23 protein-coding genes are annotated in these 23,627 nt (G+C 67.4%); 13 read left to right on the plus strand and 10 right to left on the minus strand.

The features are described from left to right. Positions 1-12: 12 nt before the first annotated feature. The gene (locus tag ACFWPK_RS18885) at positions 13-480 is read right to left on the minus strand and encodes a VOC family protein (protein WP_378917412.1); all 468 of its coding nucleotides are present in this window, start codon (positions 478-480) and stop codon (positions 13-15) included. Between the two features lie 62 nt (positions 481-542). On the opposite strand from ACFWPK_RS18885, the gene ACFWPK_RS18890 reads away from it, so the two are divergent. The 3 genes from ACFWPK_RS18890 (at position 543) to ACFWPK_RS18900 (ending at position 2,645) form a co-directional block, all read left to right on the plus strand. After that, a complete protein-coding gene (locus ACFWPK_RS18890; RefSeq protein WP_378917413.1) occupies positions 543-1,373 on the plus strand; it encodes a DUF6597 domain-containing transcriptional factor in 831 nt (276 codons plus the stop codon). Positions 1,374-1,501: 128 nt separating this feature from the next. Continuing rightward, entirely contained in the window at positions 1,502-1,924 is a 423-nt protein-coding gene (locus ACFWPK_RS18895; protein ID WP_378917415.1) for a hypothetical protein, read from the plus strand. 268 nt (positions 1,925-2,192) lie between these two features. Then, a complete protein-coding gene (locus ACFWPK_RS18900; protein WP_378661184.1) occupies positions 2,193-2,645 on the plus strand; it encodes a universal stress protein in 453 nt (150 codons plus the stop codon). Between the two features lie 74 nt (positions 2,646-2,719). Here ACFWPK_RS18900 and ACFWPK_RS18905 read toward each other — a convergent pair whose 3' ends face one another. From ACFWPK_RS18905 to ACFWPK_RS18915, 3 genes are read right to left on the minus strand one after another with little or no spacing between them, the layout of a single operon-like run. Continuing rightward, the gene (locus tag ACFWPK_RS18905) at positions 2,720-5,011 is read right to left on the minus strand and encodes a HelD family protein (protein WP_378917417.1); all 2,292 of its coding nucleotides are present in this window, start codon (positions 5,009-5,011) and stop codon (positions 2,720-2,722) included. A gap of 44 nt (positions 5,012-5,055) precedes the next feature. Then, the gene (locus tag ACFWPK_RS18910; protein ID WP_378917419.1) at positions 5,056-5,391 is read right to left on the minus strand and encodes an antibiotic biosynthesis monooxygenase family protein; all 336 of its coding nucleotides are present in this window, start codon (positions 5,389-5,391) and stop codon (positions 5,056-5,058) included. 13 nt (positions 5,392-5,404) lie between these two features. After that, positions 5,405-6,742 (minus strand): diguanylate cyclase domain-containing protein, encoded by a 1,338-nt coding sequence (locus tag ACFWPK_RS18915; protein ID WP_378917421.1) that lies wholly within the window; start codon positions 6,740-6,742, stop codon positions 5,405-5,407. A gap of 85 nt (positions 6,743-6,827) precedes the next feature. Between ACFWPK_RS18915 and ACFWPK_RS18920 the strand changes: the two genes are divergently transcribed. Then, complete coding sequence (locus tag ACFWPK_RS18920) at positions 6,828-8,021, plus strand: beta-ketoacyl synthase N-terminal-like domain-containing protein (RefSeq protein WP_378917423.1); 1,194 nt, start codon at positions 6,828-6,830, stop codon at positions 8,019-8,021. Here ACFWPK_RS18920 and ACFWPK_RS18925 read toward each other — a convergent pair whose 3' ends face one another. Further along, positions 8,022-9,845: a GAF domain-containing protein gene (locus ACFWPK_RS18925; RefSeq protein ID WP_378917425.1), complete on the minus strand. Its 1,824-nt coding sequence runs from the start codon at positions 9,843-9,845 to the stop codon at positions 8,022-8,024. A 139-nt stretch (positions 9,846-9,984) separates the two neighbouring features. On the opposite strand from ACFWPK_RS18925, the gene ACFWPK_RS18930 reads away from it, so the two are divergent. Beyond that, positions 9,985-10,767: a sigma 54 modulation/S30EA ribosomal C-terminal domain-containing protein gene (locus tag ACFWPK_RS18930; protein ID WP_378917426.1), complete on the plus strand. Its 783-nt coding sequence runs from the start codon at positions 9,985-9,987 to the stop codon at positions 10,765-10,767. A gap of 4 nt (positions 10,768-10,771) precedes the next feature. Here the strand turns inward: ACFWPK_RS18930 and ACFWPK_RS18935 are convergent, their stop codons facing one another. Continuing rightward, positions 10,772-11,404, minus strand: a complete 633-nt coding sequence (locus ACFWPK_RS18935) for a response regulator transcription factor (protein WP_056824462.1) — start codon at positions 11,402-11,404, stop codon at positions 10,772-10,774. 228 nt (positions 11,405-11,632) lie between these two features. Here ACFWPK_RS18935 and uvrA point away from each other — a divergent pair, with 228 nt between their 5' ends. Then, positions 11,633-14,623 (plus strand): excinuclease ABC subunit UvrA, encoded by a 2,991-nt coding sequence (uvrA, locus tag ACFWPK_RS18940; RefSeq protein ID WP_378917427.1) that lies wholly within the window; start codon positions 11,633-11,635, stop codon positions 14,621-14,623. A 464-nt stretch (positions 14,624-15,087) separates the two neighbouring features. Here uvrA and ACFWPK_RS18945 read toward each other — a convergent pair whose 3' ends face one another. Beyond that, positions 15,088-15,429 (minus strand): DUF1844 domain-containing protein, encoded by a 342-nt coding sequence (locus ACFWPK_RS18945; RefSeq protein WP_378917429.1) that lies wholly within the window; start codon positions 15,427-15,429, stop codon positions 15,088-15,090. A 334-nt stretch (positions 15,430-15,763) separates the two neighbouring features. Between ACFWPK_RS18945 and infC the strand changes: the two genes are divergently transcribed. The 4 genes from infC (at position 15,764) to ACFWPK_RS18965 (ending at position 18,058) form a co-directional block, all read left to right on the plus strand. Then, positions 15,764-16,495, plus strand: coding sequence for a translation initiation factor IF-3 (gene infC, locus ACFWPK_RS18950; protein ID WP_378917605.1), 732 nt, complete (start codon positions 15,764-15,766; stop codon positions 16,493-16,495). 30 nt (positions 16,496-16,525) lie between these two features. Then, on the plus strand, positions 16,526-16,723 hold the full coding sequence (gene rpmI, locus ACFWPK_RS18955) for a 50S ribosomal protein L35 (RefSeq protein WP_056824456.1): 198 nt from the start codon (positions 16,526-16,528) through the stop codon (positions 16,721-16,723). A 115-nt stretch (positions 16,724-16,838) separates the two neighbouring features. Continuing rightward, the gene (rplT, locus tag ACFWPK_RS18960) at positions 16,839-17,225 is read left to right on the plus strand and encodes a 50S ribosomal protein L20 (protein ID WP_019046423.1); all 387 of its coding nucleotides are present in this window, start codon (positions 16,839-16,841) and stop codon (positions 17,223-17,225) included. 35 nt (positions 17,226-17,260) lie between these two features. After that, entirely contained in the window at positions 17,261-18,058 is a 798-nt protein-coding gene (locus ACFWPK_RS18965) for a TrmH family RNA methyltransferase (protein WP_378917431.1), read from the plus strand. 3 nt (positions 18,059-18,061) lie between these two features. On the opposite strand, the gene ACFWPK_RS18970 is transcribed toward ACFWPK_RS18965, so the two are convergent. Beyond that, positions 18,062-18,541: a MarR family winged helix-turn-helix transcriptional regulator gene (locus tag ACFWPK_RS18970; protein WP_378917433.1), complete on the minus strand. Its 480-nt coding sequence runs from the start codon at positions 18,539-18,541 to the stop codon at positions 18,062-18,064. A 104-nt stretch (positions 18,542-18,645) separates the two neighbouring features. Between ACFWPK_RS18970 and ACFWPK_RS18975 the strand changes: the two genes are divergently transcribed. After that, the gene (locus ACFWPK_RS18975; protein ID WP_378917435.1) at positions 18,646-19,512 is read left to right on the plus strand and encodes an NmrA/HSCARG family protein; all 867 of its coding nucleotides are present in this window, start codon (positions 18,646-18,648) and stop codon (positions 19,510-19,512) included. A gap of 6 nt (positions 19,513-19,518) precedes the next feature. Here ACFWPK_RS18975 and ACFWPK_RS18980 read toward each other — a convergent pair whose 3' ends face one another. After that, complete coding sequence (locus ACFWPK_RS18980) at positions 19,519-20,076, minus strand: TetR/AcrR family transcriptional regulator (RefSeq protein ID WP_378917437.1); 558 nt, start codon at positions 20,074-20,076, stop codon at positions 19,519-19,521. Between the two features lie 117 nt (positions 20,077-20,193). Here ACFWPK_RS18980 and ACFWPK_RS18985 point away from each other — a divergent pair, with 117 nt between their 5' ends. Beyond that, positions 20,194-21,627 (plus strand): DHA2 family efflux MFS transporter permease subunit, encoded by a 1,434-nt coding sequence (locus ACFWPK_RS18985; protein WP_378917438.1) that lies wholly within the window; start codon positions 20,194-20,196, stop codon positions 21,625-21,627. Here the strand turns inward: ACFWPK_RS18985 and ACFWPK_RS18990 are convergent. Continuing rightward, positions 21,606-21,938, minus strand: coding sequence for a hypothetical protein (locus tag ACFWPK_RS18990; RefSeq protein WP_378917440.1), 333 nt, complete (start codon positions 21,936-21,938; stop codon positions 21,606-21,608). The genes ACFWPK_RS18985 and ACFWPK_RS18990 overlap by 22 nt on opposite strands. A gap of 627 nt (positions 21,939-22,565) precedes the next feature. On the opposite strand from ACFWPK_RS18990, the gene pheS reads away from it, so the two are divergent. Beyond that, positions 22,566-23,627, plus strand: a complete 1,062-nt coding sequence (gene pheS, locus ACFWPK_RS18995) for a phenylalanine--tRNA ligase subunit alpha (RefSeq protein WP_378917607.1) — start codon at positions 22,566-22,568, stop codon at positions 23,625-23,627.

Consider the following 23,627-nt stretch of genomic DNA (forward strand, 5'->3'; position numbering starts at 1 on the left):
CGGCGGACGCCGTCAGCCCTGCTCCGCCATCCAGGCGGCGACGCGGCGGTCGGCCTCCTCCCTGGAGACGTCTTCGACGCGGGTGATCACCGCCCACCGGTGCCCGAAGGGGTCGATCACCACGCCGAAGCGGTCGCCGGTGACGAAGGTCTGCGGCTCCTCGGCGCTGCGGGCACCGTGGGAGAGCGCACGGGCGATCACCGCGTCCACGTCGGGGCAGTAGTGCACCACCGAGGTGTGCACCCAGTCCTCGGGGGCGCGAACATTGTTGTCGGGGATGGGCATTCCGAGCTGCAGCGTGGAATCACCGATGAGCAGTTCGGCATGCGCGGGCTGGCCGTCGGGCTGATCGGCTCGGCTGAGCACCTTCGCGTCGAAGACCGCGGTGTAGAAGTCGATGGCCGCGTTACCGTCGGGCACGGCCAGGAAACAGGTGATGGAGTGGTAGCCCTCCGGAATGGGCGCAACGGGATTGGTCATGACTACGATCCTGCGCCGCTACCGACGACCCGTCTTGTAAGAACGCGACAGATCGGCCGGTGATGACAGCGGCGCCGGATCCCGGTGATGTGAAGGGAATTCTGCACCCGGACGAGCAGGCAAGGCACCGGTCGCTGAACCGGCTCGGGGTCGGGCCCGCGCTGGCCGAATTCGCGGACCGCTATTGGGTGGTGCGCTGGGATCTGCGTGGGCAGCCCAGCTATTCGGCCGAGGTGCTGTCGTTCCCGTGTGTGAATGTCACCTTCGAACGCAGCACCACCCGCACCGGCGGCTTCGTCAACGGTGTGTGCACGACGAAGTACGTGCGCGAACTCGCCGGGGAAGGCGAGACCTTCGGCATCCGGTTCGCCCCCGGCGGTTTCGGTGCCTTCACCGGGATGGATGTCGGAGCGCTGCGCGATGATTCGGCGCCGCTGAGCGCGGTGTTGCCCGAGGCCGCGGGGCTGGCCGAACGGGTGCTGGCCGAACAGTCCGACGAGCGAAGGCGGGTCATCGTCGAGGAGTTCTTCGCGGGCCGCGGTCGCACCGACGATCCGCACTACGCACTGGTGACGCGCATCGTCACCGCCATGGCGAACGATCCGGAGCTCACCAGGGTCGACCAGGTCACCGATCGTTTCGCGATCCCGATCCGCACCCTGCAACGGCTGTTCCGCCGCTACGTCGGGGCAGGCCCGAAATGGGTGCTGTGCCGGTTCCGGCTGCAGGACGCCGCCGACCTCCTCGCGCACGGCCACCCGGACCTCGCGGTTCTCGCCGCCGACCTCGGCTATTTCGACCAGGCGCATTTCAGCCGAGAATTCACCGCCGAGATCGGGATGTCACCGACGGAATACGCCCGCAGCGCACAGGTGGTCTCCACGGCACGGTGACCGGTGGGAAGACCCCAGAATCGGGGGGTGTGAAATATTGACGTTCCAACTTCGTGCGGCGGTGTTCGTCGATAGTGTCACTGCATTCGCAGCGGCCGTTGCTGCGTGGAGAAGTCAGGACATCAACCGTGACAACATCTTTCGACCGGACCGCCCGTCTGGGCGCCGCCCTCGCGAGCGCGCTGGCCGCCACCGCATTGCTCGCACCGACCGCGCATGCCGATAGTCAGTGGGTCAGCGTCTCGAGTCAGGACCCCAAGGCCGGCTGTTCCTACACGCTGGTCGCGGTCAACGTCGTCGGCTACAGCTCCGGCTACGCCGGCGCGCCGGTGACCTTCTATGACAACGGCGTGGTGATCGACACGGTCACGGTCCCGGCGTTCGGCGAGACCAAGACCTCCTGGCGCCCCTCCGCGGCCGGTTCACACGAGGTGACGGCGAAAGTCGACGGCTATGGGCGTATCTGGTGGATCACCCCCGCCACGGTGACCGTCGCGCCGAATACCGGTACCGGCAGCGCCGCCTGCGGATTCCCCAGTTTCTCCGGCTGATGTGATCGAAGTCCCAGCCGCACTGCGTCGTTGATCGTGTTGTGATAGGCCACAATTTCTTCGACCTGCGGTTCTATTGCCGCAGGTGGATGTTCTCGACTGTCGCGAAAACCGCCGTGACATCGGCACACACGCCAACACTCCGGGTGTGATCTATTGCGAATTGTCGATAAATCGGCCTGATTTGGCGTTAGGGTCGAGCCAATTGCCGCGCTGACGCTCGATTCCCGAGTGGTTCGGTGCTGGCACCGACCAAGTTGGAGGAGAGATGACCGCCTACCGGACCATTGTCGTCGGTACTGATGGCTCGGATTCGTCGTATGTGGCGGTGGAGAAGGCCGCGGCGCTCGCCGGGGACGCGGAGGCAACTCTCGTGCTGGCCTGCGCCTACTTCCCGACCGACGACCGCGACGTCGCCGCCGCCGCCGATGTACTCAAGGACGAGGCCTACCAGGTCCGTGGCTCGGCCCCGACCAACGAGATCCTGCACGTCGCCCGGGAGAAGGCGCTGGCCGCCGGTGCGAAGAACATCGTCGATCGCGCGATCGTCGGCGAGCCGGTCGATTCGCTGCTCGATCTCGTCAACGAGGTGGACGCGGATCTGCTCGTCGTCGGTAACCGAGGCCTCAACACCCTCACCGGCCGCCTGCTCGGCTCCGTCCCCTCGGACGTAGCCCGCAAGTCCCGTTCGGACGTCCTGATCGTCCACACGGTCCGCTAGTTCGAAACGACAAAAGCCTCTGATCGCGCGTATCACACGCGATCAGAGGCTTTTGTGTGTCACGGGGGTAGCGCTCAGGCCGGTTCCAGCGAGGAGAGGATCCCGGGCAGCTTCTCGGTGTGCACGACCGCGAGCCGCTGTGTCGCGCGGGTGAGTGCGACGTACAGGTCGTTGAGGCCGCGCGGGGATTCGTCCAGGATCGCCTGTGGCTCAACGAGATACACGCGGTCGAACTCCAGGCCCTTCGCGTCGTGCACGGTGAGCACCTGAACGGATTCGCCTGCCAGGGAAGATAATTCCGGTACGAGGGCGGCGGGAGCCAGGACGGCGCTGGTGCCGGGGCCGTGTTCGGTTTCGAGCAAGCGCGCCACCTCGCCCGCCACGTCAGCGGGCCGAACCCGGTGGGCGCGTGGGGGATTGCCGGTCTCGCGGACCGAACGTGGCACCTTGGTGCCGGGATCGATCGCGGCGAGCACGTCGGCCGCGACCGCCATGATCTCGGCGGGGGTGCGGTAGTTCACCGTGAGTTCGGTGAGCTTCCAGCGTTTGGCCACATACGGTTCGAGCACCCGCTGCCAGGACGACGCGCCCGCCGGGTCGCCGGTCTGCGCCACATCGCCGACGACGGTGATCCAGCGATTCGGGATGCGCCGCATCACCATTCGCCACGCCATCTCCGAGAGTTCCTGTGCCTCGTCGACGATCACGTGACCGTAGGTCCAGGTCCGGTCGCCCGCGGCGCGTTCGGCGGTGGTCTGCCGGTTGCCGAATTCCTGGCGCTGGGCCAGCTGGGAGGCGTCGATCAGGTCGTAGGCCATCAGGATCTCGGGATCGAGTTCGTCCTCGATGTCCTGCGGTGCGGAACCGGTGAGGATGTCGAGGGCGTCCTGGGCCTCCTCGATCTGGGCCCGCCACCGGCGACGCGAGCGTTCGCGTTCCTCGGTGTCGTCGACGCCGAGCAGTTCGGCCAGCTCGTCGAGCAACGGGGCATCGGCCGCGCCGAACATGCCGTCGTCGGAACGCACCAGCTCGGCGCGATCCGGGGCGCTGAGCGTCTTGGCCGCGCGGTCGAGGCGGGCGGGGTCGGCGAGCAGGTCGGCGAGCACTTCCTGGGGCGACAGCACCGGCCACAGCGCGCTGATCGCGGCCTGCACGTGCGGGTCGCCGCGCATCTCGTCGCCGATCTCGCTGAGGTCGGCGGAGCTGAGCAGGCTCTTGCCGCCGGACAGGTCGGCACCCATCGTCGCGGCGAGCTGATCGGTGAGCGCGTCGATCACCGACGACGCGAAGATCGGCCTGGCCAGGTTGTGCGGGCGCCGCGAGGAGCGGGCCCGGCCGCGCGCCCTGGTCGCGATCTTGCGATCCAGGGTCACCGGATAGCCGTCGAACGCCAGGCGAACCGGCTCCGACGGCACTTCCTGACGGTCACGCACCGCCTGCTTGAGCACCTCGAGCATGTCGAGGGAGCCCTTGATCTCCCCGGCGCGCAGCGAATCCTCGCGCACCGCCTTCACACCCGGATACAGGTCGCCGATGGTCGACAGCAGCACACCGGTCTCACCGAGGGAGGGCAGCACCTGACCGATGTAGTCGAGGAAGGTGGCGTTCGGGCCGATGATCAGCACGCCGCTCTTGGCCAGCTGCTGACGGTAGGTGTAGAGCAGGAACGCCGCGCGATGCAGCGCGACCGCGGTCTTCCCGGTGCCAGGCCCACCCTGCACCACGAGCACACTCTTGTGCTCGGAGCGGATGATCGCGTCCTGCTCGCTCTGGATCGTCTCGACGATGTCGTTCATGTGCCCGGTACGGGCGGCGTTGAGCGCCGCCAGCAGCGCGCTCTCGCCACCGACACCGTCGTCGGTGCCGACCACACCGTCACGCTGGGCGGCGCCGAGATCGAGGTACTCGTCGTTGATCGCGGTCACCGCGCGGTTGCGCGAGCGGATGTGCCTGCGACGGGTGACGTCCTCGGGGTTGGCGGTGGTGGCCAGGTAGAACGGGCGCGCCAGTGGGGCGCGCCAGTCGAGCAGCAGCGGCTCGTAGTCGTTGTCCTCATCGAGGATGCCGAGCCTGCCGATGTAGCGCGCCTCCTCCTCGGTGCCGTCGAGGTCGATCCGGCCGAAGCACAGACCGTGCTCGGCGGCGTCGTACTTGGAGAGGTCCTCGCTGTAGAGCTGGGTGAACGATTCGCGCTCACTGCGCGCCTGCGGTGTGCCACCGGATTCGAGGAGCACGGTCTTGAGCCGGTTCTGCGCGTAGTCGCGCATGCCGTCGAGCCGGTCGTAGAGCACCGAAAGGTACTTCTGCTCCTGTTCGATCTCGCGGTCGTGCGCGGCCGGGGAGGCGTCGGCGAGGCGGTCGGGCAAAACAGGACTCCTTTGTCACCGCGTTGAGAACAGAGTTGTCGAGTCTACGTGTCCGCGGGTAGGGCAGCCGCGACCGGGAAGACTTCCTCGCCCAGGATCGGTGTGAAGTGTTCGACCACCGGGAAAGGCTCATAGAAGTGGTGCAACAGTGCACGCCAGCGCTGATATTCCGGCGACTCTCGGAATCCCACGGTGTGATCGGTCAGCTGCTCCCAACGCACCAGCAACAGAAAGCACTCGGGCCGCTCGACACAGCGCGACAACGACAGCCCACCGAAGCCGGGCATTCCCGCGATGATCGGATACGCCTGCGCGAAGGCCGCTTCGAAAGCGGCGGCGGCACCGGGGCGCACGGGTAACAGCGCGTGTTCGACGATCACGCCGACCAGTCTGTCAGGAGGCGTGGGTGTTGTTCGAGCGTCGATTCTGACCGAGACCGAGCTCACGATGTGCCGACGGCTTGTCGCGGTACATCGCCAGGTCGGCGTCGTGCAGCACGGCCTCGGGGGTGCGGTTCTCGTGCGGTCCGAGTTCGGTGATACCGACCGAGGCGCTCACTTCGAGGCGGTGACCGCTGGCAATGATCGGTTCCGACATCGTGACGCGCAGGCGCTCCACCAGTGCGGGCAGGTCGGCACGGTGCGGATGACCGGCCAGCAGCACCAGGAATTCGTCGCCGCCGAGCCGCCCGACCAGGTCCTCGCTCCGCAGCGACTGCTGCAGCCGCTGGGCGACGATCTGCAACACCGTGTCGCCGATGGCGTGCCCGAGAGTGTCATTGATCGCTTTGAAGCCGTCGAGGTCGATGAACAGCACCGTGGTGACCAGGCTGCCGCCCTCGTCGGCCAGCGCCGAGGACAGCTGCGACAGGATCAGGGAACGATTCGCCAGCCCGGTCAGCGCGTCGTGGGTGGCCTGATGCTCGAGCTGGCGCCTGCTGGCCCGAAATTCGGTGATATCGGCGAACGAGGACACCCCCGACGAATCCGGGCTGTCCGGGTTGAGCAGTCTGCAGTTGCACGACAACCACACCTGGTGGCCGTCGGCGTGCTCGATCCCGAAGATGAACTGGGTGATCACCTCGCCGGTCGCGAGGGTGTGCGCCATCGGATGCTTGCCGGGCGGCAGCGGCCGCCCGTCGCTGTCGATCATCGACATCGGCAGGTCGTCGATGAGGTGGCCGAGGACGGGCTCGGCGTCGTCGATGCCGAGTATGCGTTTTCCTGCCGGGTTGATCGACTCCAGGCGGCCCCGCCGATCGACGACGAGCACGCCTTCTTCCAGCTGTGACACCACGGTCGTGAAATACGCCTCCGCCCGGCGAGCCGACGCCTCGGCGGCGCGCTGCGCGGTGAGATCGTGCACCACCACCTGATAGGCCAGCTCGCCCTGCCACACCGTGAGCACCGACACCGTCTGCACCGGCACGATGCGCCCGTCCACCCGGACGAGGTCCATATCGGAGGGCGGGGATGCCGAACCCTCGGCGGTGAGCTGGTTGATCCGGTCGAGCATGGCCGCCACGGAATCGGGGTGGACGAAGATGGTGATCGACAAGCCGAGCAGGTCGTCGGCCGAGCGGGCACCGAGCAGGCGCACCATGGCCGGATTGACGTAGACGATGGTCCCGGACTCGTGCACGCAGATGGCATCGGGAGTGTGTTCGACCAGCGATCGGTAGCGCTGCGCGAGCTGCTCGGCGCTCGCCGCGTCGGTCTTTCTCTCTCCCACTGCGCAACCCCCGATCTCGGCCTGGTCTGCGAACGGCGTACCGGACTAGTCTGGTGATCCTTCATGAAGACCCGCGAGGAGCGATGTGACACCGGATGTGCTCACGGGCGGCATGGCCCACCGCTTCGATTCTATGTCGATCGCCGGCATCGGTGTCGTCTCCGGTTACGGGTGGGGCCGCGAGTTCCTGTGGCAGGGATTGATGGGGGGCAAACCGGCAGCCCGTTTGTACCCCGGTTACGGGCGGGGACGTGATCAGCACGCCTGGGTCGGGCGGATCCCCGACGGCGGCGACCCGGCGCATGGAACCGGTCTGTTCGGGCGCGCCGTGCACGCCGCGGCCACCGAGGCGATCGCCGACGCGCGGGCCCGTGGGTGGCGCGGCGAAGGCCGAACTGTCGGCCTCGTCCACGCGTTCACTCTGGGCGACGTCGCCGACTGGCGCGATTTCTACCGTCGCGACGACGGCCACCGGCGCTCGCGCGACTATCTGCGGATGCTGCCGTCGACACCCATCTCGGTGGTGATGCAGGAGTTCGGTTTCCACGGGCCCGCGATGAACGTCTCGGCCGCCTGCAGTTCGGGCAATGTCGCCCTGCTGACGGCGAAGATGTGGCGCGACGCGGGCCTGGTCGACGATGTGTTGTGCGTGACGACCGACCTCTCGGCCACCCCGGACATGCTCGAACATTTCGTCGGGGTGGGTGCCGCGATCGCCGACGCCGACCCGTTCACCGCCTGCAAGCCCTTCCAGGAGGGCACGCTTGGTTTCACCATGGCCGAGGCGTCGGTCGCGCTGCTGCTCACCGGCGCGGTCGAGCTGCCCTATGCCCGGGTACTCGGCGGTGCGATGACCAACGACGCCTTCCATGTCGTCTCGGTCGATCCCACCCACGCCCAGATCATCGCCTGCGTCGAGCGCGCGCTGGCGAACGCCGGGATCGATGCCGCCGACGTGGCCTACTACAACGCGCACGGCACCGGGACCAGGCAGTGCGATGGCGCCGAACGCGACGTCATGACCACGGTCTTCGACGACCGCCCCGCCATCGCCGCGCTCAAACCGCTCACCGGGCACTGTCAGGGCGCATGCGCGGCGATCGAAGTCGCCACGATCGCGCTGTCCTATGAGCGTGGCATCGCCGCGTCGGCGCCGATCGTGGCGCCCGCGCACCCCCGGCTGCTCGACGGCCCGACCCCGATGCTCGACGGCCCGACCCTGAAACTGTCAATGGGTATGGGCGGCAACAACGCCGCCGTGATCCTGGCCGGGGTATGACTACTCGTCGCCGGTCTCGGGGCCGCCCGCGAGGGCGAACCCGCCGGTCGTCGGTGCGTCCTGGGGTAGTGGCACCGCCCAGCGCAGCTGCGTGCCCGACATCTCCGGGTGGTTGCCGTCGGCGTCGGGGCGCTTGGCCGGACCGACCTCGAAGTGGCCGCCCGCCTCCTGCGCGCGTTGCTCGAGATTGCGCAGCCCGCTGCGGATGACGTGGTTGGGGATGCCCCAGCCGTTGTCGGACACCGTGATCACCAGATCGTCGGCGACCTCGATCACGATGGCGACGGTGTCGGCGCCGGAATGGCGCACCGCGTTGCTCACCGCCTCGCGCACCACCGCCTCGGCGTGGTCGGCCAGTTGCGGATCGAGCACCGACAGCGGGCCCGACACCTGGATCGTCGCGCGCAGGGCGATGTCGGCGGTCTGGCGCCGGATCGCGACCTCGAGCCGCTGCTGTAGCCCCTCACTGTGGCCCGAGCCGCTGGCGTGCAGATCGAAGATGGAGGTGCGGATCTCCTGCACCACTTCTTGCAGATCCATGATCACCGTCGAAAGCCGTTGCCGCACTTCGGGAACCACTGCTTTGGGCATGGTCGCCTGCACGGTCAGGCCGATCGCGAACAGGCGCTGGATCACATGATCGTGCAGGTCACGCGCGATCCGATCGCGGTCGGCGACGAGGTCGAGTTCGCGCATCCGCTGCTGCGCGTCGGCCAGCCGCACCGCCAGCGCGGCCTGATCACAGAACGCCGCGGTCAGCTCGAGCATCTCGTCGGAATACGGTGCGAAACCCGGCGGCCGGAACGTCACCAGGACGCCGAGGGTGGCATCGGGTGTGCACAGCGGCAGCACGAGAGCCGGTCCGGCACCGGGCAGTTCGGCCACGGGGAACTCGACGCCCAGCGTCACCTCCGACACGTCGTCGAAGCGCAGCGGTGTCCGTCTGCTGAACGCGTCGCCCACCACGGTCCCCGCGATCGGAATGGTCTGCCAGTCCTGTCCCGCGTCCGGGCCGGTCCACTGCGTGACCACCAATTCGCTGATCTCGCCCGGTAATTCGTCGGGCACCGGCACCGAGGCGAGGAACGCCTGATGCGATCCGGTCAGCCCGCGCGCGTGATCGACCACATGGCCCAGCACCCGGTCGGATTCGGTACCGGCCAGGAATTCCGTCGCGATATCGCGGGTGGCCTCGATCCACGCCTGCCTGGTTCGTGCCTGCTCGTAGAGCCGCGCGTTGTCGACCGCGATGCCCGCCGCGGCCGCCAGCGCCAGCACCAGGACTTCGTCTTCCTCGGTGAACGGCTGTCCGTCGGACTTCTCGGTCAGATAGAGGCTGCCGAACACCTCGTCCCGAATGCGGACGGGCACACCGAGAAACGTGTGCATCGGCGGATGTCCCGCCGGGAAACCGATCGAGGATTCGTGTTCGGTGAGATCGGCCAGCCGCAGCGGCGCCTTGTGTGCGAACACCGCGCCGAGAACGCCGTGGCCCGCGGGTAATCGCGCGATCCGGTCGCGGATCTGATCCGGCATGCCCTCGTCGATGAACTGCGCGACCTGCTGATCGTGGCCGCGCACCGCCAGCGCGCCGTAGCGGGCGTCGACCAGGTTCATCGCGGTCCGCACGATGGTGCGCAGGGTTTCGTCCAGGTCGAGACCGGCGGTGACGGTGAGCATGGCCTCGACGAGGCCGTCCATCCGATCGCGCGAGCCGATCATCACCTCGACCCGATCGGCGACCTCGCCGAGCAGGCTGCGCAACATCTGCCGCGACACCGTCTGGTCAGCCGAATAGCGGCCGCCCCGACCGTCATTCGCCATCGCAGTATCCCGTCTTCGCAGCTCCTCGAGTGAGTCGCAACAAAGTCTAGTCCGCAATGAGGGGACTTTCGGCCCTTCACTCGCACCGGCGGTAGTGGTGGCATTGGGCACCGGGAATTGGGATCGAGAAGTGGGGCACATGATGAATTCGTTGTCGAGCACCCAGCACTGGACGACCGCCGCGGACCCGGAGCTTGCCGTGACCACGCGTGGCGAAGTGCCGGCCCAGGACGTCACCCGCGCTGTTCGGGCCATCACCCGCGTCATGCGCAGGCATCACCTCGACAGCCCGGCCAGGGTGCGCGTCACCGCGCCGCAGGGCTACGACGAGCCGACGCTGGTGCAGGCCAATATCCGAACCAACGACACCTTCACCCGTGTCCAGGTCACCGGCCCCGGCGGTTTCGCGGTCACCTTCGCCGCCGAGCGGCTCGACCGCCAGCTCGCCCGCCGCGCGGGCAAGGAATCGCGCGGCGCGTGGCCCGATCCGGCCCGTCGCCCGCTGGCCCAGATCACCGAGACGCGCCCGATCATCCGCCGCAAGGACTGCGCCCTGATGACCGGCACCCCACTGGAGGCCAGCACCGTCCTCGACGCGATGGACTACGACGCCTACCTGTTCACCGACGCCGACACCGGCGAGGACGCGATCGTCACCTGGGCCGACCCGCACGGTGTGGCGCTGGCCAGGCAGCGGCGCACCGCCGCGGCGGACCAGTCGGCCGAGCTGCCGCTCACCGCGAGCGCGATGCCGGTGCGGGTGGTCCAGGACGCGGCTCCCGTCTTCGCCGAGGACGAGGCCTCCGACGCGCTGTGCGCCGCCGGGCTGCCCTACCTGTTCTTCACCGACAGCCACACCGGCCGCGGGAACCTGCTCTACCGCCGCTATGACGGGGACCTGACCATCGTCGTCCCGTCCTGAACTGTCACGGCTCGCGGAGTTTGGTCGCCAGGACCGCGGCCTGGGTGCGGCGTTCGACACCCAGTTTCGCCAGCAGCCGCGACACGTAGTTCTTGACCGTTTTCTCCGCGAGGAACATTCGCGCGGCGATCTGCCGGTTGGTGAGGCCCTCACCGAGCAGTTCGAGTAGTCGGCGTTCCTGGTCGGTGAGCCCGGCCAGTGGCCCTGACGGTTCGGCGCTGCGGCGCAGCCGGGCACGCAGCGCGTCGGCGGCGCGGGTATCGAGCAGCGAGTGGCCCGCGCCGACCTGTTTGATCGCGTCGGCCAGTTTCATCCCGTCGATGTTCTTCACCACATAGCCGCTGGCACCGGCCAGGATGGCGTCGAGCATGGCGTGCTCGTCGGAGAACGAGGTCAGGATGAGGCAGTGCAGGTCGTCGAACTCGGCCAGCAGGTTGCGGCACAGTTCGATGCCGTTGCCGTCGGGTAACCGCACATCGAGGACCGCGACGTCGGGGCGAGCCTCGCGGATGCGCACCATCGCCTCGGCGACACCGCCCGCCTGACCGATCACAGTGAGTTCTGGATCACCCTCGAGCAGGTCGATCAGCCCGCGCCGCACGATCTCGTGGTCGTCGACCAGGAACACCTCGAGCACGCCGGCTCCTTCATCATGTCGAACGATCCACCCTTGTGGTCCAACATAATCCGCGCATCTCGGTTGTGGGGCGGGTCGGCGAACGAGCTTCGTCACGTCCCCTGCACAGCGCGTCCCGTCCGGGGGCCCGTTCGCCCGCGCACCGAAACTTGTCGGACCCCCCGCCTAGCATTGGCAGCGGGGGATTATGTCCGGTCGGCGGATGACGATGGAGAAGGGATTCACCAGGTGGCGGAACGCCTCACTGTGCGCGGAGCTCGGGAACACAACCTGAAAGGTGTCGACCTGGATTTGCCACGCGACAGCCTGATCGTGTTCACCGGTCTGTCCGGTTCCGGGAAGTCGAGCCTGGCGTTCGACACGATCTTCGCCGAGGGGCAGCGCCGCTACGTCGAATCGCTGTCGGCCTACGCGCGACAGTTCCTCGGGCAGATGGACAAGCCGGATGTCGATTTCATCGAGGGCCTCTCGCCCGCGGTGTCGATCGACCAGAAATCGACCAACCGCAACCCGCGGTCCACGGTCGGCACCATCACCGAGGTCTACGACTACCTGCGCCTGCTCTACGCCCGCGCCGGCACGCCGCACTGCCCGGTGTGCCACGAGCTGATCGAAAAGCAGAGCCCGCAGCAGATCGTCGACCAGGTGCTCGCCATGGACGACGGCCTCAAGTTCCAGGTGCTCGCGCCGGTGGTGCGTACCCGCAAGGGTGAGTTCGTCGATCTGTTCGACCAGCTCAAGACCCAGGGTTATTCGCGGGTGCGGGTCGACGGCGTGGTGTATCCGCTCACCGATCCGCCGAAGCTGAAGAAGCAGGAGAAGCACGACGTCGAGGTGGTCATCGACCGCCTCTCGGTCAAGGCCGCCTCCAAGCAGCGCCTCACCGACTCGATCGAGACCGCGCTGCGGCTGGCCGACGGCATCGTCGTGCTCGATTTCGTCGACCGCGACGAGCACGCCCACGACCGTGAACGCCGCTTCTCCGAGCGCCTGGCCTGCCCCAACGGCCACCCACTCGACATCGAGGACCTGGAGCCCCGCTCGTTCTCGTTCAACTCGCCCTACGGCGCCTGCCCCGACTGCACCGGCCTCGGTATCCGCAAGGAAGTCGACCCGGAACTCGTGGTGCCCGATCCGGACCTGAGCCTGGCAGAGGGCGCGATCGCCCCGTGGTCGCGCGGGCAGACCGCCGAGTACTTCAACCGGTTGCTCGCCGGCCTGGCCGAGGCGGTCGGCTTCTCCATGGACACCCCGTGGCGCGACCTGCCCGCGAAGGCCCGCAAGGCGGTGCTGGAAGGCAGCTCCGACCAGGTACACGTGGCCTACACCAACCGCTACGGCCGCAAGCGCTCCTACTACGCCGATTTCGAAGGCGTGATGCCGTTCCTGCAGCGGCGCATGGACAACACCGAGTCCGAGCAGATGAAAGAGCACTACGACGGCTACATGCGCGATGTGGCGTGCCCGGTCTGCAACGGCTCCCGGCTGCGCCCGGAGATCCTGGCCGTCACCCTGGCCGCGGACGGCACCGACAAGTCGATCGCCGAGGTCAGTGAGCTGTCCATCGGCGCCTGCGCGCACTTCCTGAACTCGCTCACGCTGGGGGAGCGCGAGACCGCGATCGCCGGGCAGGTGCTCAAGGAGATCCAGGCCAGGCTCGGCTTCCTGCTCGACGTCGGCCTGGAATATCTCACGCTCTCGCGCGCCGCCGCGACCCTGTCCGGCGGTGAGGCCCAGCGCATCCGGCTGGCCACCCAGATCGGTTCGGGCCTGGTCGGTGTCCTCTATGTTCTCGACGAGCCGTCGATCGGCCTGCACCAGCGTGATAACCGCAGGCTCATCGAGACGCTGCTGCGGTTGAAGAAGCTGGGCAACACCCTGATCGTCGTCGAACACGACGAAGACACCATCCGTGCTTCGGACTGGGTGGTCGACATCGGTCCGCTGGCAGGCGAACACGGTGGCCGGGTGGTGCACAGCGGCCCGTATGCCGAACTCCTAGAAGTGTCCGAATCCCTCACCGGCGCTTACCTTTCGGGCCGCGAGCAGATCGAACTGCCGCTCGTGCGCCGCGCGATCGACAAGAAGCGCAGGCTCACCGTCGTCGGCGCCACCGAACACAACCTGCAAAACGTCGACGTGGCGTTCCCGCTGGGTGTGCTCACCGCGGTCACCGGTGTCTCGGGTTCGGGCAAGTCGACCCTGGTCAACGACATCCTGGCCACCGTCCTCGCCAACAAGCTCAACGGCGCCCGCCAGGTGCCGGGCAGGCACACCAGGATCAACGGTCTCGACAACCTCGACAAGCTGGTGCAGGTCGACCAGTCGCCGATCGGTCGCACGCCCCGCTCGAATCCGGCCACCTACACCGGCGTCTTCGACAAGATCCGCACCCTGTTCGCCTCCACCACCGAGGCGAAGGTGCGCGGCTACCAACCCGGCCGGTTCTCGTTCAATGTCAAGGGCGGCCGCTGCGAAGCCTGCTCGGGCGACGGCACGCTCAAGATCGAGATGAACTTCCTCCCGGACGTCTACGTCCCCTGCGAGGTCTGCCACGGCGCCCGCTACAACCGGGAAACCCTCGAGGTGCACTACAAAGGCAAGACCATCGCCGAGGTTCTCGACATGCCGATCGACGAGGCCGCCGACTTCTTCGAGGCGATCACCTCGATCCACCGCTACCTCAAGACTCTCGTCGAGGTCGGCTTGGGCTACGTGCGCCTCGGCCAGAGCGCGCCGACCCTGTCCGGCGGCGAAGCCCAGCGCGTGAAACTGGCCGCCGAACTGCAGAAACGATCCATGGGGCGGACTGTCTACATCCTCGACGAACCGACCACGGGGCTGCACTTCGAGGACATCCGCAAGCTGCTCAAGGTGATCAACGGTCTGGTCGACAAGGGCAACACGGTGATCGTCATCGAGCACAACCTCGACGTCATCAAGACCGCCGACTGGGTCATCGACATGGGCCCCGAGGGTGGTTCCGGCGGCGGCACCGTGGTCGCGACCGGCACGCCGGAAGACATCGCCGCGGTGTCGGACAGCTACACCGGGCAGTTCCTCAAGGAGGTCCTGGCAGCGCCCGCGCCGAAGAAGACGGCACAAAAGAAGTCCGCCGCGAAGAAGGCAGCCGAGAAAGCCGCTCCCGCGGCGAAGAAGGCACCGGCGGAGACGACCGCTGCCAAGCGGTTGGCGCGAAAGGCGGCCGCGCTGCGCTGAGCCCGGCTACCGTCCTTTCGAGACATCCCGGCAGGGACTTTCCGAAACCACCACGAAGTGAAACAGTCGTAGGTAACATTCGCCTCACCGTCCCCGGAGTACCGGGTAGTAGCGGTTTGTCGACGGCTCGATCGTCGTGTAGTTCGAAAGGAACGTCCTCATGGATGAAGCCACCACGGCGCTCATCGCCCAGATTCTCGGTTTCCTCGCCGGCGGGTCATCGTTGGCTTACGAGCCCACCAAGCCGACCGTCTGACCTGGATTCGAAAGGAACGCCTGTAATGGATACCGGAAGCGCGGCGCTGCTCACCGCACTCGCCAACATGATCACCTCCGGCTCGGCCGTGTCGGTCACCCCCGGCGGTCCCACTCCGACCCCCGTGGTCTGAGTCGCGACGTTCGTTCGCAGCACAGAAAAAGATCCGCCGACGCACCGCGTCGGCGGATCTTTTCGTTGACGGAACTCAGTGCACGGGGCCGGTGTACTTCTCGCCCGGACCCGTTCCCGGCGCGTCCGGCACCGAGGACGCCTCGCGGAACGCGCGCTGCAGCGCCTGCAAGCCCTCACGGATCGGACCCGCGTGCGGGCCGAGGTATTCCACCGACGCCGTGACCAGCCCGGCCAGCGCGGTGATCACCCGGCGCGCCTCGTCGAGATCGACGCCCGTGCCCGCATGCGGGTTCTCCTCGGCCAGGCCCAGCTTCTCCGCGGCCGAGCTCATCAGCATCACGGCGGCGCGGCTGATCACCTCGACGGCGGGGATGTCGGCCAGGTCGCGCACGGGGGGATCGAGCTCGTCAGTCATGCTGATCAGGCTATAGCGAGCCCGATTCCGGATGCTCGCGCCCGGCTGATTCGGTGATAGCTCAACGCCATGCTAAGCTTTTCGCTGACGACCGCCCCTGGATGTGTCATGCATCCGTGGGGCAGATAAGTGGAGCCCGACTCCCACCGTTACCGGCGAGCAATCGTACGGATATACGGTCCCGGTCACCCGCTCATTGTGGCGGGTTTCCCGTGTGCCTGGCACGCGGGGGTCGACAACCGAGCTCGTGAGGGCATCGGCTGTGGGCGATCGGTCGACATCGGGCCCCGTGGCGGAGAAATACCGCAACGGGGCTTTCGTGTTGAAACAGGGGTTGCAGTTATTGCGTGCGGTCGTTAAGACGACACCGCTTGACCTAGGAGGCCCCATCAGCACTGAGACCCGCATCAACGATCGCATCCGTGTTCCCGAGGTTCGTCTCATCGGACCCGGCGGCGAACAGGTTGGGATCGTGCGTGTTGAAGATGCACTACGCGTCGCGCTCGAAGCCGACCTCGACCTCGTCGAGGTAGCACCCGATGCCCGTCCGCCGGTCTGCAAGATCATGGACTACGGCAAGTTCAAGTACGAGACCGCGCAGAAGGCGCGCGAGTCCCGTAAGAACCAGGTCCAGACCGTGATCAAGGAGCAGAAGCTCCGTCCGAAGATCGACGACCACGACTACGAGACCAAGAAGCGCAACGTCGTTCGCTTCCTCGAAGCCGGGTCCAAGGTCAAGGTGACGATCATGTTCCGCGGTCGTGAGCAGTCGCGTCCCGAGCTCGGCTTCCGGTTGCTCCAGCGTCTGGGCTCCGACGTGGCCGATCTCGGATTCGTCGAGACCTCGGCCAAGCAGGACGGCCGCAACATGACCATGGTCCTCGCTCCCCACAAGGGCGCGAAGACGCGGGTGAAGGCCCAGCAGGACTCCTCGGCGCCCGCGGCGACACGTGCGCCGCAGCCGACCGGTCCCGCCGGTGCCGAACCGGCCGCGCCGGTCGAGCCCGCCGCACCGGTCGAGCAGGCCGCGCCTGCCGAGCAGGCTGCGCCGGCCGACCCGCAGTAAAACGATTTCAACGACTAGATAGAGGAATCCATGCCGAAGAACAAGACCCACAGCGGCGCCAAGAAGCGATTCAAGGTGACCGGCCGGGGCAAGCTGCTTCGCGAGCAGGCGAACCGTCGCCACCTCCTGGAGCACAAGTCCTCTCGCCGGACTCGTCGTCTGGAAGGCACGGAGTCCGTCGCTTCCGTCGACGTCCCCCGCGTGAAGCGGCTGCTCGGTCTCGCCTGACCTTCGGGTCAGCTCGACCGTCGCAACCCGACGATTCCGCGGCCGGGATAACCGGACGCCGACAACTACCGAATTCGGGCGCCGCCGCGCCCCCAGATGATCAAGGACTACCAAAGTGGCACGCGTCAAAAGGGCCGTCAACGCTCAGAAGAAGCGCCGTTCCATCCTCGAGGCCTCCAAGGGCTACCGGGGCCAGCGTTCGCGCCTGTACCGCAAGGCCAAGGAACAGCAGCTCCACTCGCTGACCTACGCCTACCGTGACCGCAAGGCGCGCAAGGGTGACTTCCGCAAGCTGTGGATTGCTCGTATCAACGCCGCCGCGCGTCTGAACGACATCACCTACAACCGCTTCATCCAGGGCCTCAAGGCCGCTGGTGTCGAGGTGGACCGCAAGATCCTCGCCGAGCTCGCTGTTTCCGACGCCGAGGCCTTCGCCGGCCTGGTGGCTGTCGCCAAGGCCGCACTGCCGGCCGACGTCAACGCCCCGGCCACCGCTGCCTGAGCTTGACAACACACAGCGATCTGTCGGAACGACCCGTGGACGCGCTCTCCGAGCGCAATCCGCGGGTCGTTTCCGCTGTCAAGCTCCAGCGCGCGGCCCAGCGCCGCAAGTCCGGCCTGTTCCTCGCCGAGGGCGCCAACGCCGTGTCCGCCGCGCTGGAGACCGGCCGGGTACGGGAGATCTTCTACTCGCTCGCGGCCGCCGGTCGGGATAACGCGCTGATCGCCGGTGCCACCGCCGACGGCATCCGCACCACGCTGGTCAGCGATCGTGCCGCCGAACATCTCGGCGAAACCGTCACCGCGCCCGGCCTTGTCGCTGTCTGCGAACTCCTCGACGTGCCGCTCGGCGAGATCCTCGACCGCGGTCCGCGCATGCTCGCCGTTCCCGTCGAGATCGCCGAACCCGGCAACGCGGGCACCCTGATCCGGGTCGCCGATGCCGTCGGCGCCGACGGTGTGGTGCTGGCGGGGGAGACCGTCGACCCGCACAACGGCAAATGCGTGCGCGCCAGCGCGGGCAGCCTGTTCCATGTTCCGGTAGCCCGCAGTCGCGATATCACCGCGACGCTCGACGCGATCTCCGCCGCGGGCGTGACGATCCTCGCGACCGCCGCCAACGGCGAAGTCGACCTCGACGCCGCCGATGACATCCTCAGCGGACCGGTCGCCTGGCTCTTCGGCAACGAGGCCCACGGCCTCGACCCCGCCGTCGCTGCCCGCGCCGACCACCGCATCCGCATCCCCATCCACGGCCGCGCCGAAAGCCTGAATCTGGCTGCGGCAGCGGCGATCTGCCTCTACGCGAGCGCGCGCGTCCAGCACGCGAAGTAGTTCTCACGACGGCGCGCTACGGCCCCGGAGGTGTTCGATCTGGGTGTGGCTGAGCTGCTCGGCCCTGCGCATGTGCTCGGTGATCACCGCGAGCTCGTCCTCGGTATGGGTGTCGAGTAGCGCCTCCCAGCCTTCCCCGAGGTCGTCCCACACGGCGGTGACGCGGGCGACGCGATCTGGCACGGGAGAGACCAGGACCCGACGACGATCCTCGGCATCGGGCTCGCGCACCACATAGCCGTCGCGTTCGAGCCGGTCGACCAAGCGGGTGGCCGAGCCGGTGGTGAGTCCGGTCATGTCGGCGATCTGTTTGACGGTGAGTGGCCGCGGCTCGGCGGTGAGCAGGCTCAGGCATTGCAGATCGGTGGGGTGCAAGCCCAGATGGTCGGCGACAGCCTGGTTGAACAGGACATACGAGGCCATGTACTGCCGCGAGACGCGCGACAACTCCGCGTAGCGGGCACTTCGACTCCGCTCTGTCATCCGGATCACACTCCTAATCAGCTGCGCGGCGCAGTTAAAACGGTTAAATTGCTGCGTGGTGCAGTTAATGTGCCACACAGCGAAATCATACCGGAGGAAACATCGTGCTCACCATCGCAGTCACCGGCGCCACCGGCGCGCAGGGCGGCGCCACCGCTCGTGCCCTGCTCACCATGGGTCATCGCGTCCGCGCGCTCACCCGATCTCCCCAAAGCCCGGCCGCTGTCGCGCTCGGCGATCTCGGTGCCGAGGTCCGTTATGCGGACTTCGGCGACCGCGATTCTCTCGACGCCGCCCTGGCGGGCGCTGATTCCCTGTTCGCCGTGACCACGCCCTTCGGCACCGACACGACCGTCGAGACCCGCCATGGCATCACCTTGGTCGACGCCGCTGTCGCCGCGCGCATCGGCCACATCGTCTTCACCTCGGCGGCGCACGCCGACCGCTCCACCGGAATCCCGCACTACGACAGCAAATTCGCGATCGAAGAGCACCTACGTGCGAGCGGTGTCCCATGGACCGTCATCGCACCCGCCGCCTTCATGGACAACTACGCCACCGGCTGGACCCTCGACGCCCTCCGGGACGGCACCTTCGCCTGGCCGATGCCCGCCGACCGGCCGCTCACCCTCATCTGCGCCGAGGACATCGGTGCCTTCGCCGCGCTCACCTTCGATCGCCGTGCCGAATTCGCGGACCGCCGCATCGACCTGGCCGCCGACGAACTCACCCCGGCCCGACTCGCTGCCACACTGGCCGTCGCCATCGACCGACCGATCGCGCACCACGAAGTCCCGCTGTTCGTCGTCCGCCGCCACTCCGAAGATCTGGCCGCCATGTTCGAATACTTCGGCACCGTCGGACTCGATGTCGACGTCACCGGCCTGCGCCGCGACTACCCGGACGTCGCCTGGCACTCGTTCGCCGACTGGGCCCGCGGGCAGAACTGGCCCGCGCTGCTCGCGCGCTGACCGGTCTCAGCACTCGGGCGTGGTGGCGCTGTGCAGGTCGTTGAGAATTTCGGTGGCCCAGGGGAGTGGGATCGCGTCGCTGCCCGCGACTTGCATCGCGGTCATGATCGTCAGCAGCATCCCGGTGGCGACGAAGCGGCGTGATTGCAGGGTGTCGGCGCCGGTGAGTTCGCCGATCAGGCGATACATCCGCCCGAAGCGCTCCCGCATGTGGTCGCCGATCGCCGGATCCGCACTGGCGGCGGCGCCGTGCAGCAGGACGAGGGGGAGTTCGCGTTCGGCCAGGAAGACATCGAAGCCGTGGCCGAGGGAGCGCAATGCCTCCGCGGTGTCGGCATCGGGGGCGATCTCGGCATCGCGGAACACCTGCTCGATGCGGGTGCACACCTCGAGCAGGCAGGCGATGAACAGCTGCTGCTTGGTTCCGAACAGGCGGATCACGTAGGGCTGCGACACGCCGGCCAGCCTGGCGATCTCATCGGTTTTCGTTGCGGCATAACCCGTTTCGGCAAACGCTTGGATCGCGGCCTCGAGCACCTGGGCGCTGCGCTCGGTCGCTGTCATCCGGGTTCTCGTCATGGGCGCCACGGCCTCCTCGTTCGTTTGCCTCTTGACATGTTATCAGCCGATGCATAACCATGGACAGGGAAGTTATCAGTCAATAACAACTAAAGGCTTAACATGACGCAGACACTCGAATCCGGCGACGCGCGAGCCGCCGTTGCGCCCGCGAACCCCGGGGTGAAGAACAAGCCGCTCGGTGCGGTCATCGCCGCCGTCGGCATTCCGATGTTCATGGTCACGTTGGACAACCTCGTCGTGACGAACGCGCTGCCGGTGATCAAAACCGAACTGGGAGCGTCGCTTTCGGACCTGCAGTGGTTCATCAACGCCTACACGCTGTCCTTCGCCGCGCTGCTGCTGTCGGCGTCGGCCCTGGGTGACCGGATCGGCCGTCGCCGCGTGTTCCTGGCCGGTATCGGGATCTTCGTCGTCGCCTCGGCGGCGTGCGCGCTGGCCACCGAGCCGTGGATGCTCATCGCCGCCCGCGCGGTGCAGGGCGTCGGTGGTGCGGCCGTCATGCCGCTGTCGCTCACCCTGCTCGCCGCCGCGGTGCCCGCGAAGATGCGCAGCGCCGCGATCGGCATCTGGGGTGGCATCGCGGGCCTTGGTGTCGCGGTCGGGCCGGTCGTCGGTGGTGCGGTGGTCGACGGCCTGAACTGGCAGTGGATCTTCTGGCTCAATGTCCCGATCGGTCTGCTGGCGCTGCCCTTCGCCGCCCGCATGCTCGCCGAATCACGGGGCGTGGCGAGGAAACTCGACTACCTGGGCGTGCTGCTCTCCGCCGGTGGCGTGCTCGCGCTGGTGTGGGGCGTCATCCACGGTGCCGAAGACGGCTGGACCGCACCGCAGGTCCTCACCGCCCTGATCGGTGGCACCGCGCTGCTCGTCGCGTTCGTGGCCTGGGAAACCTACGCCACCGACCCGATGCTCCCGCTGCGCATGTTCAAGTCCCGCGGCCTGAGCCTCAGTTTCATCGTGTCCTTCGGCTTCTCGTCCGGCGTCTTCGGCTCGATCTTCCTGCTCGCCCAGTTCTTCCAGGTGGTGCAGGGTTACTCGCCGCTGGAATCGGGGATCCGCACGATGCCGTGGACGATGGTCCCGATGGTCGTCGCACCACTGGCCGGGCTGATCGTCGACCGCGTGGGCGCCCGCACGCTCATCGCGATCGGCCAGCTCTGTCTGGCCGTCTCCCTCGCCTGGATGGCGATGATCACCACCGCCGACGTCCCCTATCTCGCCTTCGTCGCCCCCTTCGTCCTCGGCGGCATCGGGATGGGCCTCACCTTCGCCCCCTCCTCCACCATCGTCATGGCCAGCGCATCGCCGGCTGACCAGGGCATGGCCTCAGGAATCAGCAGCACCGTCCGTGAAGTCGGCGTAGCCATGGGCATCGCCGTCCTCGCCTCGGTCTTCGCCTCCTACGGCTCCTACACCGACCCTCAGTCCTACGTGGACGGCCTGGTGCCCGCGGTCTGGGTCGGCGCCGCGCTCGTCGCCTTCGCCGCGGTCGTAGCAGCCTTCCTTCCGCGTCATACCGAGCCCGCGCAATAGCCGCTGACCGCGGTCGGCTCCCCGAGCCGGCCGCGGTCCGGCCGAACGACCACCTGCTGAGCGTCGTCATAGATGACGGTCCCCGGCGCATCGGACTCGCACCGCTCCCACTCGATTCCGTGCGCGTCGAGAATCGCGAGATAACCGCCGACCCGTTCGATCATCGCCACCGCACTCGACTTGAACCACGAGGCCGCACCCGGATGCAGCTCGCGGTCGTACACGCCCGGATCCACATCGCTCGGATTTCTCAGATGCTCACCGAACCAGTCATTGCCCCTGCGGCGAAATCGCACCTCCTCGGCACTCAACTGCCCCTCCATCCACAGCCCGTTGACCAGCCCGAACACGCCTGGATATCGACCGTGCCGATTGGGTCGAGCAGCCTGGAATCGAACGTAGGCGCAACTGTCAGCCGATCCGTCCCGACGGTCGCCGGCCGCCGTCACGCGACACCATCCGGTTGCTGCCCCTGCTCCGGGGCTGCGTCGCGCCGTTCCGGAAGGTGCGCGCACAACCCGCCCGCGCGTGGAAACAAACCTCGCCCAGCCGGTCGAATACCGAAGCCGCACAACGCAAGACCGCTACCAGGCGCGGTGAGCCGAGCACGCCGCCCCTGCGGAGGTGTTGGATCGCAAGTCTGTTCAGCCATCGAGTCGTCCTGTTCTCGAGTCGAACACGCTGGTGTGTTTGATCACTTGGACGCGCCGCGGACTCGTTCGGTTCCCTCGAATTTCGAACAGCATCCGATCGAGACGCATCGTCGCTGATCGGGGGACTGGTCGGTCCATATCGTGACCCCGCCGACCAGCGCCGATCGCCCCGCGAGTAATCCGGATGAATCGCGCGAACCCCATCCCATAGGATTTACGCAGCACCGATGCGGGATGGCAATGACGCGCCCGCGAACCGATCCCCAGGGGAGAGTCGAGAAGATCGTGGCCGACGACAACAGTGGAGTCGAGCAGAACGCCTCTTTGACCGAGGAGGCACTCGCGGCAGCGGCGGCGGAGGCCGAGAAGGCGTTTGCCGCGGCGGCTGATCTGGATGCGCTGGCGGTCGCCAAGACCGACTACATCGGCGGCAAGTCGCCGATCGCACTCGCGCAGCGTGGGCTGGGCAGTGTGCCCAAGGAAGAGAAGGCCGAGGCAGGTAAGCGGGTCAACGTCGCGCGCAAGCGGGTCTCCGATGCGTTCGAGGCACGCCGCGCCGCGCTCCTCGAGGAGCGCGACCAGGCTGTGCTCATCTCCGAGAAGATCGACGTCACGCTGCCCGCCCGCCGTCAGCCTGTCGGCGCCCGGCACCCGATCACCGTCATCTCCGAGCAGATCGCCGACTTCTTCGTCGGCATGGGCTGGGAGGTCGCCGAGGGTCCCGAGGTGGAGACCGAACACTTCAACTTCGACGCGCTGAACTTCCTGCCCGACCACCCGGCGCGCACCATGCAGGACACCTTCCACATCGCCCCGGAAGGTTCGCGCCAGGTGCTGCGCACGCACACCTCCCCGGTGCAGGTGAGAACCATGCTGACCCGTGACGTGCCGATCTATATCGCGTGCCCCGGCCGCACCTTCCGCACCGACGAGCTCGACGCGACCCACACCCCGGTCTTCTCCCAGGTGGAGGGTCTGGCGATCGACAAGGGTCTCACCATGGCGCACCTGCGTGGCACCCTGGACGCCTTCGCGCGCGCCATGTTCGGTCCCGAGACCCGCACGCGCATGCGCCCGAACTACTTCCCCTTCACCGAGCCGTCGGCCGAGGTCGACGTGTGGTTCCCGAACAAGAAGGGCGGCGCGGGCTGGATCGAGTGGGGCGGCTGCGGCATGGTCAACCCCAAGGTCCTCATCGCCAGCGGCATCGACCCCGAGGTGTATTCCGGGTTCGCGTTCGGCATGGGCATGGAGCGCACTCTGCAGTTCCAGACCACCATCCCCGACATGCGCGACATCGTCGAGGGTGACGTGCGGTTCACCCTGCCCTTCGGTATCCGGTCTTAG

It is taken from the genome of Nocardia sp. NPDC058519 (assembly GCF_042719755.1).
Lineage (GTDB): Bacteria > Actinomycetota > Actinomycetes > Mycobacteriales > Mycobacteriaceae > Nocardia.

Bases quoted from the DNA above. Each gene is read 5' to 3' on its own strand.
- ACFWPK_RS18900 (WP_378661184.1), top strand. From the start codon at position 2,193: ATGACCGCCTACCGGACCATTGTCGTCGGTACTGATGGCTCGGATTCG.
- ACFWPK_RS18885 (WP_378917412.1), bottom strand. From the start codon at position 480: ATGACCAATCCCGTTGCGCCCATTCCGGAGGGCTACCACTCCATCACC.
- ACFWPK_RS18985 (WP_378917438.1), top strand. From the start codon at position 20,194: ATGACGCAGACACTCGAATCCGGCGACGCGCGAGCCGCCGTTGCGCCC.
- ACFWPK_RS18890 (WP_378917413.1), top strand. From the start codon at position 543: ATGACAGCGGCGCCGGATCCCGGTGATGTGAAGGGAATTCTGCACCCG.
- ACFWPK_RS18970 (WP_378917433.1), bottom strand. From the start codon at position 18,541: ATGACAGAGCGGAGTCGAAGTGCCCGCTACGCGGAGTTGTCGCGCGTC.
- rpmI (WP_056824456.1), top strand. From the start codon at position 16,526: ATGCCGAAGAACAAGACCCACAGCGGCGCCAAGAAGCGATTCAAGGTG.
- ACFWPK_RS18980 (WP_378917437.1), bottom strand. From the start codon at position 20,076: ATGACAGCGACCGAGCGCAGCGCCCAGGTGCTCGAGGCCGCGATCCAA.
- ACFWPK_RS18930 (WP_378917426.1), top strand. From the start codon at position 9,985: ATGATGAATTCGTTGTCGAGCACCCAGCACTGGACGACCGCCGCGGAC.
- ACFWPK_RS18925 (WP_378917425.1), bottom strand. From the start codon at position 9,845: ATGGCGAATGACGGTCGGGGCGGCCGCTATTCGGCTGACCAGACGGTG.
- ACFWPK_RS18945 (WP_378917429.1), bottom strand. From the start codon at position 15,429: ATGACTGACGAGCTCGATCCCCCCGTGCGCGACCTGGCCGACATCCCC.